The 16,960-nt window shown below is 47.0% G+C and carries 20 protein-coding genes; 9 read left to right on the top strand and 11 right to left on the bottom strand.

Annotation, left to right across the window (positions count from 1 at the left end):
- Nucleotides 1–278: 278 nt before the first annotated feature.
- The gene (locus ACG1BZ_RS11945) at nt 279–407 is read right to left on the bottom strand and encodes a hypothetical protein (protein WP_413661986.1); all 129 of its coding nucleotides are present in this window, start codon (nt 405–407) and stop codon (nt 279–281) included.
- Between the two features lie 153 nt (nt 408–560).
- Between ACG1BZ_RS11945 and ACG1BZ_RS11940 the strand changes: the two genes are divergently transcribed.
- From ACG1BZ_RS11940 to ACG1BZ_RS11930, 3 genes are all read left to right on the top strand, one after another.
- On the top strand, nt 561–1,985 hold the full coding sequence (locus ACG1BZ_RS11940; protein ID WP_413661985.1) for a serine hydrolase domain-containing protein: 1,425 nt from the start codon (nt 561–563) through the stop codon (nt 1,983–1,985).
- Nucleotides 1,986–2,593: 608 nt separating this feature from the next.
- Nucleotides 2,594–3,583: a hypothetical protein gene (locus tag ACG1BZ_RS11935; protein WP_413661984.1), complete on the top strand. Its 990-nt coding sequence runs from the start codon at nt 2,594–2,596 to the stop codon at nt 3,581–3,583.
- Nucleotides 3,584–4,099: 516 nt separating this feature from the next.
- Nucleotides 4,100–4,507: a DUF427 domain-containing protein gene (locus ACG1BZ_RS11930; protein ID WP_413661983.1), complete on the top strand. Its 408-nt coding sequence runs from the start codon at nt 4,100–4,102 to the stop codon at nt 4,505–4,507.
- Between the two features lie 76 nt (nt 4,508–4,583).
- On the opposite strand, the gene ACG1BZ_RS11925 is transcribed toward ACG1BZ_RS11930, so the two are convergent.
- From ACG1BZ_RS11925 to ACG1BZ_RS11895, 7 genes are all read right to left on the bottom strand, one after another.
- Nucleotides 4,584–5,135, bottom strand: a complete 552-nt coding sequence (locus tag ACG1BZ_RS11925; protein ID WP_413661982.1) for a dihydrofolate reductase family protein — start codon at nt 5,133–5,135, stop codon at nt 4,584–4,586.
- Nucleotides 5,136–5,299: 164 nt separating this feature from the next.
- The gene (locus tag ACG1BZ_RS11920) at nt 5,300–5,782 is read right to left on the bottom strand and encodes a VOC family protein (protein WP_413661981.1); all 483 of its coding nucleotides are present in this window, start codon (nt 5,780–5,782) and stop codon (nt 5,300–5,302) included.
- A gap of 66 nt (nt 5,783–5,848) precedes the next feature.
- A complete protein-coding gene (locus tag ACG1BZ_RS11915; protein ID WP_413661980.1) occupies nt 5,849–6,103 on the bottom strand; it encodes a cupin domain-containing protein in 255 nt (84 codons plus the stop codon).
- 48 nt (nt 6,104–6,151) lie between these two features.
- Nucleotides 6,152–6,646, bottom strand: a complete 495-nt coding sequence (locus tag ACG1BZ_RS11910; protein WP_413661979.1) for a YdeI/OmpD-associated family protein — start codon at nt 6,644–6,646, stop codon at nt 6,152–6,154.
- A gap of 212 nt (nt 6,647–6,858) precedes the next feature.
- A complete protein-coding gene (locus ACG1BZ_RS11905) occupies nt 6,859–7,515 on the bottom strand; it encodes a dihydrofolate reductase family protein (RefSeq protein ID WP_413661978.1) in 657 nt (218 codons plus the stop codon).
- 104 nt (nt 7,516–7,619) lie between these two features.
- On the bottom strand, nt 7,620–8,093 hold the full coding sequence (locus ACG1BZ_RS11900; protein WP_413661977.1) for an SRPBCC domain-containing protein: 474 nt from the start codon (nt 8,091–8,093) through the stop codon (nt 7,620–7,622).
- 206 nt (nt 8,094–8,299) lie between these two features.
- Nucleotides 8,300–8,659: an ArsR/SmtB family transcription factor gene (locus ACG1BZ_RS11895; RefSeq protein ID WP_413661976.1), complete on the bottom strand. Its 360-nt coding sequence runs from the start codon at nt 8,657–8,659 to the stop codon at nt 8,300–8,302.
- Nucleotides 8,660–8,947: 288 nt separating this feature from the next.
- On the opposite strand from ACG1BZ_RS11895, the gene ACG1BZ_RS11890 reads away from it, so the two are divergent.
- The gene (locus tag ACG1BZ_RS11890; RefSeq protein WP_413661975.1) at nt 8,948–9,433 is read left to right on the top strand and encodes an SRPBCC family protein; all 486 of its coding nucleotides are present in this window, start codon (nt 8,948–8,950) and stop codon (nt 9,431–9,433) included.
- Nucleotides 9,434–9,454: 21 nt separating this feature from the next.
- On the opposite strand, the gene ACG1BZ_RS11885 is transcribed toward ACG1BZ_RS11890, so the two are convergent.
- A complete protein-coding gene (locus ACG1BZ_RS11885) occupies nt 9,455–10,312 on the bottom strand; it encodes an urea transporter (RefSeq protein ID WP_413661974.1) in 858 nt (285 codons plus the stop codon).
- Nucleotides 10,313–10,759: 447 nt separating this feature from the next.
- Here ACG1BZ_RS11885 and ACG1BZ_RS11880 point away from each other — a divergent pair, with 447 nt between their 5' ends.
- Nucleotides 10,760–11,128, top strand: coding sequence for a putative quinol monooxygenase (locus ACG1BZ_RS11880; protein WP_108733199.1), 369 nt, complete (start codon nt 10,760–10,762; stop codon nt 11,126–11,128).
- 120 nt (nt 11,129–11,248) lie between these two features.
- Here the strand turns inward: ACG1BZ_RS11880 and ACG1BZ_RS11875 are convergent, their stop codons facing one another.
- Nucleotides 11,249–11,923 (bottom strand): hypothetical protein, encoded by a 675-nt coding sequence (locus ACG1BZ_RS11875; RefSeq protein ID WP_413661973.1) that lies wholly within the window; start codon nt 11,921–11,923, stop codon nt 11,249–11,251.
- A gap of 336 nt (nt 11,924–12,259) precedes the next feature.
- Between ACG1BZ_RS11875 and ACG1BZ_RS11870 the strand changes: the two genes are divergently transcribed.
- From ACG1BZ_RS11870 to ACG1BZ_RS11855, 4 genes are all read left to right on the top strand, one after another.
- Entirely contained in the window at nt 12,260–12,670 is a 411-nt protein-coding gene (locus tag ACG1BZ_RS11870) for a thioredoxin family protein (protein ID WP_413661972.1), read from the top strand.
- Entirely contained in the window at nt 12,663–13,364 is a 702-nt protein-coding gene (locus ACG1BZ_RS11865; protein ID WP_413661971.1) for a cytochrome c biogenesis CcdA family protein, read from the top strand. The genes ACG1BZ_RS11870 and ACG1BZ_RS11865 overlap by 8 nt, the downstream gene beginning before the upstream one ends.
- A 129-nt stretch (nt 13,365–13,493) precedes the next feature.
- Nucleotides 13,494–14,438, top strand: coding sequence for an SMP-30/gluconolactonase/LRE family protein (locus tag ACG1BZ_RS11860; RefSeq protein WP_413661970.1), 945 nt, complete (start codon nt 13,494–13,496; stop codon nt 14,436–14,438).
- Nucleotides 14,439–14,550: 112 nt separating this feature from the next.
- Nucleotides 14,551–15,120: a carboxymuconolactone decarboxylase family protein gene (locus tag ACG1BZ_RS11855; RefSeq protein ID WP_413661969.1), complete on the top strand. Its 570-nt coding sequence runs from the start codon at nt 14,551–14,553 to the stop codon at nt 15,118–15,120.
- A gap of 243 nt (nt 15,121–15,363) precedes the next feature.
- Here the strand turns inward: ACG1BZ_RS11855 and ACG1BZ_RS11850 are convergent, their stop codons facing one another.
- The gene (locus tag ACG1BZ_RS11850; RefSeq protein ID WP_413661968.1) at nt 15,364–16,947 is read right to left on the bottom strand and encodes a PepSY-associated TM helix domain-containing protein; all 1,584 of its coding nucleotides are present in this window, start codon (nt 16,945–16,947) and stop codon (nt 15,364–15,366) included.
- Nucleotides 16,948–16,960: the final 13 nt, after the last annotated feature.

The following is a 16,960-nucleotide window of genomic DNA, read 5'->3' as shown; positions in this document are numbered from 1 at the left end:
AGATGTTTGATGTGACCCCATACACTCCAAGCTATTTTTTTATTTATAGATAACGCAGAAGACAGGCCCTTAACTTTTCGGGCCATCCTAATCTTCCATCTACGACAGTTACCAGCTGGAGAATAGCCTCATAAGGACGAGGTTTTCAGGAGTGTAAACTCGCTTTCCGTCAGTGCCTTCACTCAACCAATTACCTAATATTTTCTATCAAACTCATTTCAGAGTTTTTATAAACGTGCTTTACTAGTGTAAAAAGCTCGGTTATCCCCTGAGCCTCTTTATTCAGCATCACAGGTTATTGGTAATAGTCCTTTTTGAGAATCTAGCTGTTCTAACTTTACTGGTTGCTCCACCAGATCCACCAGATCCACCAGATCCACCAGATCCACCAGATCCACCAGATCCATAGTTCTGCTTATCCTCCATTAGGCTCCGTTTGCCCAAAATGCGTTTATCTCTGTTAGTGATCAGCGTATCTATCACAAGAACTTTTATGCCTTTCTGATAGTCAAAGTTTACCAACTAAACTCTGGAAAGTTTTTGAATAGGTGTTGATTGCCATGGAACGACGTGATTTCGCAAAATTATTTCTTGGGGCTACCTCTGTATTTGCTGTCCCTCGACCACTCATCGCTTTAGATGCTTTATCAAGTCAACCGGTGAATGATGATGATGAGCTTCAACGTCTCATTCGCCATCGTATTCTTAAGCAACACGCGGCACATGCAGCAGTTGCAGGTACCCTAAATTTTTCTGGTCGTCGAATTTTTACTGTCCGAGTGCCTGGAGCCAAGGATACTTATCAACTAGGGGGCGATACGATTTTTGAAATTGCGTCGTTAACTAAGATATTTACGGCCTTACTATTGGCTGTTGAAGTTGTACATAAGAGAGTGAAACTCGATGATCCTCTCCAGGATTACGTACCAGCCGGTGTAAAAGCTCCAACTTTTGAAGGGCAACAAATCACTCTCGCCGACCTGGCTACCCATGCTGCTTCTCTTCCTCTAAGACCAAATAATCTTGCTGCATCGGCGCCCGATGCGCCCAATAAGTACGCTGGTTACTCCTTTGAGCAGCTCTATGGTGGCTTGCCAAGCTATCATCTGAAAGCTAGCCCGGGTACTCAATTCAGCTATTCAAACCTGGCTTTTGGGCTCTTAGGTCAAGGACTTGCTTTGAAGGAAGGCCGCTCTTTTGCAACGATACTGCGAGAGCGTGTGACGGGACCTTTAGGGCTAAGTGATACCACTTTAGAGGATGATCCCAAGAAGTCTGCTCGGCGAGCTCAAGGCCATGACTTCTATCTCAGCCCGATCGGCCCAACAAGCGATGGGGTGCTCTCGCCGGCTGGCGGTTTACGATCTACAGCCAGAGATCTCCTCACACTTCTCGACTTGTTTATCAACGGTCGAGGCCCTAAGGATTTGGTTGCAGCATCGCGACTAATGCTGTCAATTGATAGGCCGGGAGGCAGTGAAATCACTCGTATGGCCCTGGGTTGGCGCAGGACAACCACCAATGGAGAGACTTACTATTGGTCCAATGGCAGCAGTGATGGATCGCGTACATTTATGGGTTTTAACCCAGCGCGGAGAGCGGGTGTTGTTGCCTTGGCAGATACTGCCAGCGGTGAAGGTCTGGATGATATTGGCCATCACTTCTTGAACCCCGAGCAGACGGTATCTACTAAGATTGTCCCTGTCCCAGATTTCATCACTTTACCAGAGGAGGTGCTTTTGAGAGGTGTCGGCCGCTATGGGCACGGAACAGATGATATTGTCGAAATCAGCCGCGGCTATACAGGTCTTATAGTTTCAGCGGAATATGGAGAATTCGTAATTCGACCGCAATCGTCCACAATCTATGCATCGAAGATGGTTCCAGGGTTGACTATAGAGTTTGAGGAGGGCGATACGAGCCCTGCCCGCTCGTTTATTCTTCGTCAAGGTGGAAAAGCTTATTCCTATAAGCGACTGCCCTAGTTTGAATGGTCAGTTAGTTACTACTGGGGTGGAAGGAAAGAATACATCGCACTCGAGACACGCTGAGAATACATCCTTGTAAGCTCCTAATCGGCACCCATGCCTCATAGGGTCCCATGCGCTGTGTATCTTTCCTTCTCCCTTTTTAGTAAGTGCAGCCTAGGGGAATATTGGACGAAACAGTTTAACTTATTGATAAATTGAGATTTTTTATGTCAGTCAGATCATTGCAGCAAATTGATTTATCAATACCACATCTTAATTGGGCTGGATTAGGCAGGGTTTCGTAGTGGCCGACGTTCAGTAATTACTAGCCCAGTTAAAAATCAGTAAAAATCAGTTAAAGTAACTCAAAATACTGCGAACTGCCTCAATCCCTCCGCAATATTAATCTATGAGTAATTTCCAGAAGAATTATTGCAAGACACATTAGGAAATTTTAATCCGAGGTGGATTGTTAAGAAGTGCTATTCCTGAATGATTTCAAGAATATTAATGTACAGTCGTGCTAAGTAATATTATATATTCTATTTTGCTCTGGTTTGGCATCAGAGCAAAAACAGTGGATTCCATCGCTGAAAGTAGCAGGAAAAGGCAGGAGAATAATTATGACAAAAATAGTGAGCCGCAGTATCAACCGGGAAGTGAGTTTTACCGTGTTGGTAGAGGATAATTCGCCGATACTTTTTCAAACGAAGGTCAAAAAATCACTCGAAAACTGGCTGGATGAAGCACAGACTATCTTAAAACGAGCGATAGATATGTGCACTGTAGCGATTACATACCCTGATAAGGTTCCTGATAAGTTTAAAAATTTAGTCTCCTACTACTTCGGCCTTCCTATGGATTGCCCGCCACAAAGATATTCAAATTGCGTAAATGCGATACTTCAAAAACTCAGTAAAACCCAGATAGGCTTGAGTGGTGATGTGGAGTGTGCGGATGTAAAAATGATGCCCACCTTGTGTAAGGTTCAATGCTCTACCATATCGACGATAGGATATCCATTTGGTATTGAGGACCCTTCGAAAAATGCGGCCGGGTTTGTGTTTGTGCCCTTTACGGAAAGTTGGGGCAGATCAATTTCAAACTTCTGTAAGTTGTCATGGGCTGGTGGAGGGCAACTTAAGGGGGGGAGCTTTATGAAGCCCAATCAAAACCCTATCTGCTTGAGTTTTAGTAAAATTTGGGAGAAAGGTGAGGTATTCTGCATTGTTACTCTGATCCATGAAGGAACACATAAATATGCGCAAACCGTGGATCATAAATATTTCAATGATGAAGGCATCGCGGATAAATTGGATAAAGCTATTAGTGAAGGTGGCGCTATATGGATGAAGTTCCATCAGGACAGTGGTAAAACCCATGAACAAGCATTCAAGCTTGTTGTACAGCAGGCATTCAATCAGTTACGCGGACAAGATGCAGCGGCAACTCTTATGGCAGAGCTCACTGAGGTGAAAGCGGTGGAAAATGCGGACTCAGTGGCATGGTTTGCGTATGACGTAGCACAATTACCCTCTGAGCAGGAAGTTGGGAGAGTTATAACAGGAATGGTAGGTAAACGAAAAGTACACCCAAGCCTACTTAATCATTAAAGGAAAACCCAGGGGGCAGTCGAATTAATAGAGACGATTACGTTTCATGCAATTTGGGGTCCTATCCCGAAATCAGAGAACTGTCCCCAGGGCCCAAGGATTTCTATATTTGGGGTGTAGATGCTCGGGCCAATGCGTGAGTGGTGAAGGATTGGTTGATACTGGTCACCACTTCCCGTACGCCGAGTACACGGTAACAATTTACACTGTTACTACCTAGGATTTTATCGCTGGAATTGGAGAGGTACTTTAGGGAGTTGGCTAACGCGTGCGATGCAGTTGTTACCATCAAAATCAGTTGTGACCATGCCAACCCTATTGTTTCAACGGGATCTGGAAAGTTCGTAATTCGGCGGCAATCGTCCACAATTTATGCATCGAAGGTCGTATCAGCGCTAACTATTGAGTCCAAGTGAGGGGACATGAAGGCTCGCTGTTCGCTTACGCTTATAAGTGTGTATCTCTATTTGGATAAATGCGGCCCGCTAATCGCTAATACCTTGAAAGGAAAGATCAATGCCCTATCCAGAAGTTACGATGGCTAGTAACACAATCCACAACCCGAAAGAACCCCGACACCTTATGCGCGCCAAGATTGTGCCTAGGACAGTGCGTGTGCGTCGTGGTGGCAAGGTGATTGCCGAGAGTAGTAATGCTTTGAGAGTTACAGAACTCGCAAAAGATATGCTCGACCCCGTATTCTATTTCCCAAAAGAAGATGTTCTCGCTCCCCTCTCCCTTATAGAGGGAAAGACAAGCTATTGCCCACTGAAAGGAGATGCCAGCTACTTCTCAATCGATGATAGCGGAGAAGCTATTGCATGGGCCTATGAAGCTGCTTTTGACTTTGCCGGGGTGATCAACGGGCGTATTGCCTTCTATCCAGATCAAGTGGCAATCGAAGAAGTTGGAACTTCATCATGACCCTCTTCCTATAGACTCTTTTAGGTTAATGATACAAACCATGCCTAGCAGCTGGTTGCAATCACATTCCGCCCTTTTATAGGCACTTGTAGCGAAGGACTACTCCGCCCGTTTCAAGGGTATCTGCCCGCATCAGCTCAAAATTTTTCTGGATACCGTCAGGCTTGAAGAGAGGTGAGCCAGCTCCTAGTACGATAGGTGCTAGGCATATCCGGTACTCGTCTACTAGACCTTCTCTGAGCAGAGTAGCTACAAGATTGGAACTACCAAATACAAAGATATCCCTCTTCCCGGTCTCTTTTTTCAGCGCGCGAACATGTTCGGCCGCCTCGCCTTTCAGTAGACGAGTATTTGACCAATTGGCGGTTTCTAGCGTGCGAGAGATGACGGCTTTTTCAAGCGAGTTCATCATGTCCGCAATCGATCCTGTTTCGTTTTGCCAATAATCGGCCATCCCTTTATAGGTGCGACATCCGAATAGCAAGGTGCCGATTTCATCGCCCTGTTGAAGAGAGAAGGCTTCTAATTCATCGCCCCACACTGTTGCGTGATGGTCCAATGACCATGGGGTGGTGCCTTCAAAGCAGCCGTCCAATGACATCACATTCCAAACCACTAACCGTCTCAAAATCTGATCCTCATATATTTGTCTCTTGCATTGTCTGTTGGGACTGAGCTTGATGAGGGCAGTGTCACTCAGCTTGTTAGGGCCTTGCGCTAGTAGCTCTGGGCTTCCGAGGCGGTTTGGCCATGCGTAGTTCAAATACTCTTTCGCGATATCTATCTGTTACTTCAAACCGAATTTGTAGCAGCTTGAATTGTCGCAATATCGATCTTTCTCATGGTCATCATCGCGGTGAAGGCACGTTTCGCCTTGTCACGGTCGGGGTTCGTTGTAAGATCGAGTAGCAGTTTTGGCGTAATTTGCCACGAATGGCCCCAGCGATCCTTACACCAACCGCAGGCGCTTTCTTGCCCACCGTTATCCACAATCGCATTCCAGTAACGGTCAGTTTCCTCCTGGTTTTCGGTGATAACCATGAAACTGACCGATTCATTCGGAGTTAGATTTGGACCGCCATTCAGACCTATAAACTTGCGCCCAAGGACAGTCAATTCAACGGTTAGCTCACTGCCCTCATGGCCGCCGGGGTAGTCGGCGGCGGCCGCATTAACGCGGTCGACATGGCTGTTAGGAAAAGTTGCTGCATAGAATTCCGCCGCTTTCTTTGCTTCGCCATGGTCGAACCACAGACAGGTAACGAGTTCGGTCATATTGATTCTCCTATTGCTTTGGGTTGTTTGATTACTGGCTTTGAAGAAAGTCTCTGGTGTTTTTAGTCAGATAGCGTCCTCCGGCGGGTGCTCAGTGAACCATTCCATGATTTTGGGCATGTTTGCCTCAAACGGCCCACCAATGTAAACGTTGAGAACACCGGCGCGCTGATCACTGCGGTTTTCAAAGTCATGGCGCACGCCAGGCGGGATGAAAATGAAAGCGCCTTTTTGGGTATCGAGCCACCGATCACTCACCAGAAACCTTACGGTGCCTTCCAGCACGTAAAACAGTTCTATCTCAATTGCCCTCTTCGGCATTATGAACGTACGCTTCGCATCTTATTGCTGCGTTGCTATGTTCCCCTTCTATCGCTCCATAGCGCCTTTACCGGCGATTATCTTGTCGCGGAATTTCTTTATTCTCGAAACTCGTGTAGACGATTTCTTTGCTGAATTTAGGTTGAAGGCATAGCTACGCTGCCGCCCCGGTGTTAGGGCATGAAACGCTTCTGCAAGCTGAGGGTCGGCATCCATGGCTTCCACCAGTTCATGGGGGATCTCGATATCACGTTTTACTATTGGTGGCTTAATGCCCGCCTCGGCATAACCCTTCGCTTCTTCGATATAGCCTCGTATGACCGCTTCGAGCTTTTTCACCTGTTCATTCGCTTTCAGGAGGATCTCATGAGCGTGCTGCGTATTGGCGCCGCGCTTTTGAAGGAGGCCTTCGGGATCTTTCAAGAGTGCTGCATTCATGAAGCTGATGACGAATGCTTCTCGAAACGCCCCTAAAATAACGATGTTTCGTCCGGCGAATGTGTAACAGGGGTGGCCCCATTTCACCACTTCTTCCAGATCCATACTTATACATATACGGCGTAGTTCGATCAGGCCGGACTCCCATTTTCGGACAGAGCACAGGGGTGTTGCGAAACGTTCGCAGCGCCCGCAACCTTTCGCGAAAAAGTCCTCGATATTTGAAATCATGGCCATTCAGGTTTGACTCTAGGGCTGTTAAAAACAGCGTGATTGGCGACGACCGCCTGGTTGAAGCTTCCAGTGGAGTCCAGTGCTTACGAGATATCTCGTTGAAGGGAGAAATCTCCAGTCGTAATACTTCCGCCTCGAATATAGGTCACACAAATTACACCGCTATCTGTCGTCATGGCTTGCTGTACATGGAACGCTGTAGGGAGCACACCTGAACCGAAAAGACGTTTCCCGTTACCCAGGACCAAAGGAAAAATCAGTAATTTAAACTGATCAATTAAGTCCGCTTTGAGTAGAGTTTGAATAAAGTCAGCACTGCCTGGAACCAACAAGTCAGGGCCATTGCTAGCCTTGATTGCACGAAGCCTCGAGATTGGGTCATCCCCCAGCCACTCGCTGCCTTCCCAGGTAAACTCAGGTTTCGTGCGAGAAGCCACGTATCGTGTTGTACCGTCGATTTTTTTGGCCAGCTGGATTTCACTTTCATCAACACCCTCAGGCGGAGGGTCAGCAGCAACTTTTGGCCAATGTGCAGCGAAAATATTGTGAGTCCGATGGCCAAGTAGTAACTCAAATGGCGCTGCGAACACATTGCCCATGAATTGACCAACACCTTCATCAAAATAGGAAGCTACCCATCCACCAAGTTCAAAGCCCCCTGAAGAGTCCTCTTCCGGGCCGCCAGGGGCCTGCATCACACCATCCAGGCTAATAAACGTGTTTACAATTATTTTTCGCACAAGTTCTTCCCTGTTGGCTCTATTGGTCCAAATGATGCTGCGGGTGTACTTGGACTGTTACTCAATGGCTATTGAAGCCCGAAGAGAAATAATATTGCCCTTCTCTATTCGGCTTCTACTTTTCTTGCTTCCAAGTAAGCAGTCAGATTAGAAAGGGCCCGCTGCCACCCATTGCGAGTTCCCTCGATCATTCCCGAGCCAGCCAGGGACGCGATTTGTATCGTTACCTCAAGCTCTGTCACGCTTCCAATTTTTCTGATCTCCACGCTAACCAAAGAGACACTCAGTGAAGAGCTATCCATAGTTACTCGTTCGGTGAACAACAGCCGCTGCGGTCTTCTGATTTCGTAATAGTGTGTTTCAACCCGGAATCGCAGATCGCTTTTTTGACCGCATAGATGTACGTCTAGGCCTCCTTCGCGAAAGTCGTTTTCGAGAAATTCGATTGATTCATCTTCAGAGGGAGGCCCCCATATCGAGCGGGCTTGCGGGTCTTCCCATGCGGAAAATACCCGCTCTCTCGGTGCTTTGATCCTTCTACTGATCGATATGGTGTCGTGGGATAAATCTTGGCTCATGCGAATCCCTCTGCGATGTTTGCAAAGCGTGAACAGCCGAGTGCAAAAAATAACTATAGTTAGCTTTTTGGATAACTATAGTTAACAGTAATTGTTAGGTCAATGGATAACCCGCGAAAGGCTCCGCGCGGTTAAAGCTTCAGTGCTAGGTGGGATGGAGGGCGAGAAATTGGCTTATGCCTATGGGATCCGTATTGTTGGGGCATCTACCCCTTTTGCACTAAGTCATCCTGCTCTTCTGCGTCGAGCGTTTCGACATAGCTCGCCATCCGAGCCATCCGGCCTTCCCATATGGCCGTTTGTGTATTGATCCATTTTTGTGCCGCTGTCAGTTGCTTGGGTTTTATCTCACAGGTTCGCACGCGACCGGTTTTCTTGGAGCGAATCAAGCCCGCATCCTCCAGCACACCAATATGCTTCATGAACGAAGGGAGTGCCATCTCAAATGGTTCTGCGAGCTCGGTGACCGACGCTGGTCCGCTTATCAAATGCTGAATGACAGCGCGTCGTGTTGGATCAGCCAGAGCTTGGAAAACAGTATTCAGGTTGTCGTGATTTTCTTCCATCTGAATAAGTATATCGGTGAAAAATTGTTAGGCAATGGCTACTGGGTGTAGCTACGTATTAAAAGCAGCTTAAGGTTACTTGGAAACCGCTCATTCAATCATTCGATTAGCCTTGCCGCCTCAACGATAATGGATATGCTCTAGAGCGTCTGCAAGCGCTGGTTTGGCTCCCTACTATGATCATAGAATCAGGTGGAGTCGATTAAATGGTGTTATAGGGCAAAGATAAAATGTTTCAGTGTTAACAGGCTACTGGAACCCCATTACTTAAAAGAATAAGGTGCAACAGTGATCGATTTTACTTATCAAAAGGATGTTCAAATCGAACCTATCTCTTATACAGTCCGGGCAATGCCAGAGAAGGTCTTCGATGCCTGGATCATACCCAACATGGTTGAAAAATGGTGGGGGCCTGACAATTTCACGACACGTGTACTCAACCTCACTGCCAAGGTTGGTGGGTGCTTTGCTTTTGAGATGACTGCTCCAAGCGGCAGTTCCTGTATTATGTCTGGTGTGTATCGCAGCGTTGACAGGCCAAAGCGATTAGTTTTTGAAGTCCACGAGCATTGCAATCTTAATCTGCCAAACAGTACCGAGCCGCAAGAGAATGCATCTTTGGTCGAAGTTGTTTTCAGGGGCAGTGAGCTTGGTACCATCGTTACTCTGACACATACGCTTCTCAACACTGACTACGCAAAACTGGCAAAAGCCAGTTGGACTCAATCAATTTGCCAAATGGAAGCTGTACTTACCGAATCTATCACGAGCTAGTGTTTTCTCTAATGGGCTGGATTAATGAGTTAATGTAAGTTTTCTTTGGATCAACAATATAATCCAGCTAGCGATAACAAATGGTGCGGTTAATACAATAATATCAGCGCTCATAAAAGCCATTGCGATTGGAACGGTTAATATGCTCCCTGCAATTGGGGCTAGCCATCGCTTACGACCATTTGATAATGCAATAGCGCTCAAAGATGCATTGTAACCGAAGAGCCCGGCAAGAATTAATGTGGGTGATAAGGCCAGGAACATGGCCAGTGATGTGGCCAGCATTCCACCAATAATACTCCAACACGCATGAGATTTATTCGAGATAAAAATCCCAATTAAAAAACAAATACCTGTAATGGCATTGTTCTGAAAGATAATTTGACCAATACCTTCGAATATCCCCCAGGTTGAGGTGTTTTCGTTAATGAATGCTGCAGTTGGCGCTAGATCTAGTGCTGGAGCCAATATCCATATAGCCCATATCACCAGAATGTAGGGTGCAGTATAAGGCGGAAGGATAAAGTGAAGCAGCATAAAGCGCATGATTAAGACTGTTAAAGCACTTCCACCGACAATCAATAAAAAAGTCATTAGGGATGGAGCATATAATAAGAATATGACTACACCGATCAAAGCTCCATTGTACCCAAATAGTCCATCCTCAATTTGTTTTACGGGATAATTAAGGATATTTGCACAGGCAGTTGCGGTGATAACCCCAATTACGACCCCTATAGCCATGGTAATAGAGTTAACTGTTACTCCGAGTATGAATAGAAAGCCACTCAAGGCGTTTCTTTGTAGGATGACCTGGCTAATTCCTCTGAAGATACTGACAAGACAATTTCCGAGTTTTGTAGTTATTGGCTTTGTCATAGTATCTCTATTACAGCCTTAATTCGAATTAGTTAGTGTGGCTGCCAGATTTTGAGCCAAGTGAAATTAGAATATATTGTGTATGAGATTAGCAAAGGGGTTATCCATTATCTTTCTTAATCTGAATAAGTTGTAATTGACCCTACCCGCTCACTTGTTCACGGTCATAAATATACTATTAACTTTAGGTTATCCAGAATAAGCCATGGGCAATACACAGTTACCAGGTAAGCTCGATATATTGTAGTGCTACTTAGTTGACTGTCACGTTCTGACCAGAAGCCTGTAGTCTGCTTTAGCTTATTAAATTTTCTTCATACCTGTGATTGAATGTGCTTCCCCAAAAACCATCTACAATTCAACACACCACTTAAGCGCCGTGGGTAGTACTTTAAGCTATTCCGGTGTATATGGTTAAACGATACTTTCGGTAGTGAGGTAGCAAGCATGTTTAACAACGTAGGTTGGATTATCGAGGGAAAGATAAGAAAGGGACATGAAGCGGAGTTCAAAGCTGTTGTGAATGAGATGGTCGCAGCAACTAAGAAAGAAGGTGGAACCCTGAACTACCAGTATTACGTAACCGATGATGGAAACGTGCTTATCTATGAGCATTTCAAGGATTCCAAATCCGCTCATAAGCATATTGACTCGTGGGACAACTTTGCCGATCGTTGGATAGCGGCTGCTGAACCGACTCGCTTAGTCCACCTGGGAGATATGCCACAAGATCTTCGGGAGCGTCACTCAGGCCTGCAATCAACTCTATACCACCCTTACGCTGGATTTGAACGTTCAGGCGGTAAGGCTCACTAACCGTTTAGGGAAGAAAGTAAAGGTGTAAGACTTTCACCAGTTGAGTTGATAACTACATGTTTCAAGACAACTGGTGAAGGTTGGGTACCCTTTCATTTATAAAAAGTTACTCCAGCAGCTTCATGGAATCCCATATTTCTCAGCCAATCGATCGATTTCTGCTTGTGATCTGGAATTATCTGGACACTTCGCACCAAACCATGGGTTTAGATCACTATCTGTATTTGTAGCAGGTAGCTCTTTAACATCAAAACAACGGTCTCCAACTTGAACAAAGGTTCCTGTCGAGGTCTGGTATCTGTTTTCTGTAGGCTGATATCGACGGACTTTGTTGCGTTCCCTGGCTATTTTTCTCTCGAGTACGGGATTGAATACAGTCGGTTGTCGCCCTGACCTTGGCGCAATTGGGAAATCCTCGGAATGGGGCCTTGCCTCTAATGCTCCTTCCAATTTGGGTGGTGGCTCTTCTATTTTGGTTGGCTTCACATTATTCAAACTATCAGGTATTGGCGGGCTAGTAACGGTTACTACATCTGTCGGAGCGGTATCCTGCTCTGATACTACGCTCGGTTCTTCAGCAGTTGGCGGAGACGTAGAAGGCAGAGGAGTAAATGGGGCCAGTAATTTGACTTCTAGCGACGTGTTGGTTCTAGGAGTTGGACCTGGAGCTATTGATACTGGAACAACTATCAGTGCTATATGGGTTCCAATAGCAATAAGTACTGACACTGCAAAGCGCCAATTTTGGGTGGTTTTGATGTTGGAGAGTGAAGGTGTCGTCGTATTAAAATCCATCTACTTCGTAGACCATATCTCAATAGACCTGGCCAAAATCCTTTTCCGAAAAACTCTGTGATTAGTGCGATAACAGGTAGGACTCCCACAGATCTTATAAGTTCTTTGGAGGCTCCAACTTCACCTGGTTGTTACTTTATGACAATGAGGCCATCGCCCTCCTCCAGTTAGCCTTCTTCGTTCCTGAATACACAGAGAATCGCCCCAGGGTTCCTAGTCAAACAAATCCTCTTAGCCTTACTGTAAGAAATTGCACTCCAATACGACCAAGATGGGTATCTAAACAGACTCTCTTCAAATTGGGGCTTATACCCTGCCACTAAGGATATGGATTGTATGAAATTTATCCGCTTAGCTCTTCGCACCTTGATCGCCGCTACATTAGTTTTTTCTATGCCATTCGCTCTAGCATCAGAGCCATTTTCCGAAGAACGATTCAAGGAGTTACAAGCCGCCAAACGACCCATTTTGATTGATGTGAGAGCAGATTGGTGCCCAACCTGTAAAAAGCAGGGCGAGATTCTGGCGCAGTTTCAGAGGGACAATGCCCAGTGTGGCCTTACGATCCTGAATGTGAATTTCGACTCCCAGAAAAAGTGGGTTAAGCACTTCCGCGCTCCTCGGCAATCAACGCTACTACTGTTTAATGGAGAGCAACAGGTGTGGTTCAGTGTTGCCGAAACTCGTGCCGATGTAATTCAGCATAATATCTTCGATTCAGTTAAGGCTTGCACTGACAATGCTTGAGCTTAGCGCCATCCCCCTGGCTTTGATAGCGGGTACTCTCAGTATTCTCTCTCCCTGCGTTTGGCCATTGGTGCCAATGGTTGTCGGGGCTTCTAATAGTGCCGGGCGCTGGGGGCCGTACGCGTTGGCGATTGGGCTGAGCTTGTCATTTGCATTAGCTGGTACTGTGCTGAGCTTTCTATTGGTCTCCTTAGGATTAGACCCAGAACTCTTCCGCTATATTGCCGCGATAATGTTAGTGGCGGTTGCACTCGTCTTGTTGATCAAACCACTTTCCGATTGGCTTACCTTGCGCTTATCAAAAATCACTGTAGGGGCGAGCATTACCGGTGATGGGGCTTGGGCTGGGCAGTTTGGTATTGGCTTCCTTACCGGAATCATCTGGCTGCCATGTGTCGGCCCTACCCTGGGTGCCGCTATAGCACTGGCTTCCATGGGCCAGCAATTGGGGCAGTCATTTATGGTGATGTTTGCTTTCGGACTAGGTACCGGTGCAGCGCTTTTAGTGGCTGGGGGGTTATCGAGGCAGATTTATACTCGACTGTCACCATCAGTTGGGGCTTTCGCGATTGGAGGCAAAACAGTACTAGGTCTTATACTATTACTACTCGGGGTACTGGTCTTGAGTGGGCTTGATAAGGTAATGGAAGCCTGGGCTTTGAATTGGATTCCCGAGTGGACTTTCAGTTTTTGATGGTCTTTTAGTGGCAAGCCAAGCCATATTGGTTTTTATGGGCCGGGTATTCTTATTCGGCCTTCTTAACTTGGAATCACAAAATTAGCCTTACGACTCAATAGGTACTCGCTCCCTTCATCGGCGTAAATGCGCACTTTTCATATTGGAGGATTTACGGTGGTAGAAATCGAGTGCCTATGGGAGTGCAATGATGGATTGGGTGAGACACCGATTTGGTCAGCGGAAGACAAGTCTATTTATTGGGCTGATCACGTTAACCCCGAACCTGATCCCACTGATGCCCGGCCTCCATCCATAAGAAGTTTCAATATCGAAACAGGCGAACGCAAGACCTGGGAGATGCCTGAACAAATAGGCTCCTTTGGCTTCCGCCGTGGAGGCGGAATGATCGGAGGTGGATGCTCAGGTTTCTTTGCGATCGACTTGGAAAACAGACGTGTCGATACAATCGTTAATCCTGAACCCGGTAGGCCCCACAGTCGTTTGAATGATGGCAAAGTGGACCGCTATGGGCGTTTCTGGTGCGGTAGCATGGATGTGCGTTTTAAAGACAAATCTTCCTATCTCTATTGTTTGGAACCCGATCTAACCTACCGAAAGGCCGATAAGGATTTTCGCTTTGTTGTAGCCAACGGCATTGCTTTTGACCCTGAAGATACGCGAATGTATTTCGGGGATACCTTTGGACATATGGTTTACGTATTCGATCTGGATATCAGTGACGGCCGGATTAGTAACCGGCGCCCTTTCTTCTCCATTGAAGACCGACAACCAGGAATTGTCGACGGTGCAACGGTAGATACGGAGGGGTTTTACTGGTTTGCGTTGAATCTTGGGGGCAAAATATTGCGAGTGGATCCCAAAGGAAGGCTTGATAGAGAGATCGACCTGCCGATTCGCAGCCCTACCTGTATCGCTTTTGGCGGTAATAATTATGAGACACTGTTTGTCACATCTCAGCAGTCATTCCTCACTAAAGAGGAACTGGCTCGACATCCTCAGCCGGGCTGTATCTTAGCCGTTCACGGGCTTGGAGTTCAGGGGCTTCCTGAGCCAAAGTTCGGCAGTTAACTAGCTCTTAATTGCAACTCTTCAAATAGGCATCCCTATTCTTGCGTTCTGTCGGGCTAGAATCTTTGTGTGTGATAAATCTGAATCGCCAATTGGACAAGAGAGGTGTCAGTTGCGTATCCCTGCCATCCCACCAGAAGAGCTCAGCGAAGAACAGAAACCTCTTTACGAAGATATGAGTAATGAGATGAAGGGGTATTTCACAGGTTTCATCAAGAAGCGCAAGGATGGCGCTTTACTGGGGCCCTGGGCACCAGCACTGCAATATCCCAGGTTTGGAAAGCCCTGGTGGGACAATATCAAGGCTATTGCAGACAAACCCACGCTTCCTAAGGCTGCTCGGGAGGTTGCGATTCTAATCACCGCAGCTCATTTTAAAGCGGGTTATGAGCTGTACTCCCATACGGTTATTGGTGAGAAAAGTGAGTTGGCAAGGAGCAAAATTGCCACTATCGCAGCGGGCCAGCGCCCAATAGACCTAACTTTTGAGGAAGCCGCTGCTTATGATGTCGCCGCATCACTTGCAGCTGGAGGCCGCCTGCCAAAGGCTACTTGGGAGATGGCCGTGAGTGCTTTCGGTAACGAGGGCGCCGCCGAACTGGTCTTTCTCGTGGCTGGCTATCATCAGGTCTCTGCCATTTTAAATGGTTTTGATATTTCCATACCTGGTGACGGGAGTTAAGGAAAGTCTCGGTTCGGGAGGGGGCAAGAATGTTCTGGGTTTATCCAGCCCAACGGCACATTCATCCCATATGTAAGTTGTGAAAAAAGTAGCGTCCTCTGAATGCTTGAAAGCAAATACCACTTTCTTCGAGAGTAATTGAGTGGAAGGTAAAGTGTGTAGTTGGGATAGGTTGCAGCGCCCTATTCCAGTGCTGTACAGAGTTTACGAGATGGCATTCGCCATCTCGCAGGAAATAGCCCGTTATTGGGCGGCAACAGCTTGGGGTATATCTGCAGACTGCTTTGACTGGGATACCTGCCTATAGATATATCTACTCGAATAGAGGCAAATGACACCCATTACCAGGGCGCCCAAGTCAGTGAAGACCACTGGCAAAGTGACGGACTTCCAGGGGATCAGCAGACCATTTCCAGTTACCAGCGCATTCAGCAGCGGGATGCCGCACAGCAGCAAGCCTGCACAAAGTGAGAGATCTGCTAATGCGGGTTTTATCTGGCGGCGCAACATCGCCCAGGCTATGGCCACTCCCCATACAGAGAGATACACCATTTCAATCCAGTGAAAGCGCTGATCGCCACCACCACCGGGAGGTAACAGCTTATTGGCATAGAAAGTGGCCGCGGTGGCGACAACCAAACCGGCACAAACCCCTACCGTGAGCAAACTGAGGAACCAGCCGGAACCTCGGGTATTAATATCACCAGAGGGAAGCTTCTGTCTCTGTGCCTTGCGAATCTGCCAGATAACGGTGCCCGTTACCATCATCAAACACAATGCCAATCCCAACACAAAGTACAGGGCTTTTATCAGGAAGCCACCGTAGAGTGCGTAGTGAAGTGGAGTCAGTGAAAAATACACCCGCATAAACGGACCTGAGTCCTGCACGGGGTTATTGATGTTAACTACTTCGCCATCTTCACTGCGGTATTTGACATCTACAAAGCGCACCAGCGCCTCGTTTGTTTGGCCCGAGACTTGGACAACTTGATTGCGATCCCCGTAGGCCTCCACATAAATGGCTTTGGGTTTCGCATTAGGCACTTGGTCATGGTAGCGCAGCAGCATTTGGTTATAGCTATTGGACAGCAAAGGCTCGCCAGTTATCTCAGGATGTTCCCCCACTACCGAGGCGACTGCTGCTTCCACATTACCTTCAAAAGCAGAAAATGCAGCAACCTGGATCATAATGCCATTCAGGCCAAGTATTGCGCCGGTAAAAGCAATCACTATATGGAACGGTAGCGGCCAGACCCCTAATACTTTGTGCAGGTCTGTCCATTTGAGCCGCCTGCTGCGATCCACTCGGAATTTAAACATCTCTTTAAAGATTTTCTTGTGAATGATGATGCCACTTAATATGGAGAGCAGCATCACCAAGCCCATCAGTCCAACCAGGTAGCGTCCAAAAGGCCTGGGAAACAGTAGATCAGTGTGCATATACGTCAATAGCTCAGCGAAATCAGAGCCGCTGGGCGGCAGTACTTCACCGGTATTGGGGTTTATATGGCGTACCTCGGTTTCCTCACTTTCAGCATTAGTCCAGAGCACTTCCAGCATAGGATGGTAGTAGTCTGGCATTGAGATCATAAAAAAACTGTCCTCACCGATATTTGCCTCGGCAAGTACCGGAGCGACCAGTTGATCTACATCCACAGGCGCTTCAGCATCGAAGGCAATACGATGCTCGGGGCGTTCCCATTGGGTCAGCTCGTGGCCAAATAGTGCGACCACGCCGGAAAAGGAAATTACGAATAGCAGAATAGAAAATAACACCCCAATCCAGGAGTGAATTTCGTAAAAAAGGATATTGCTACGCTGTTGCATTTAAGTTGGCTAG

Origin of the sequence: Microbulbifer sp. CNSA002 (genome assembly GCF_047324085.1) — a bacterium.
GTDB lineage: Bacteria > Pseudomonadota > Gammaproteobacteria > Pseudomonadales > Cellvibrionaceae > Microbulbifer.
This window is presented reverse-complemented; position numbering and strand designations above follow the sequence as displayed.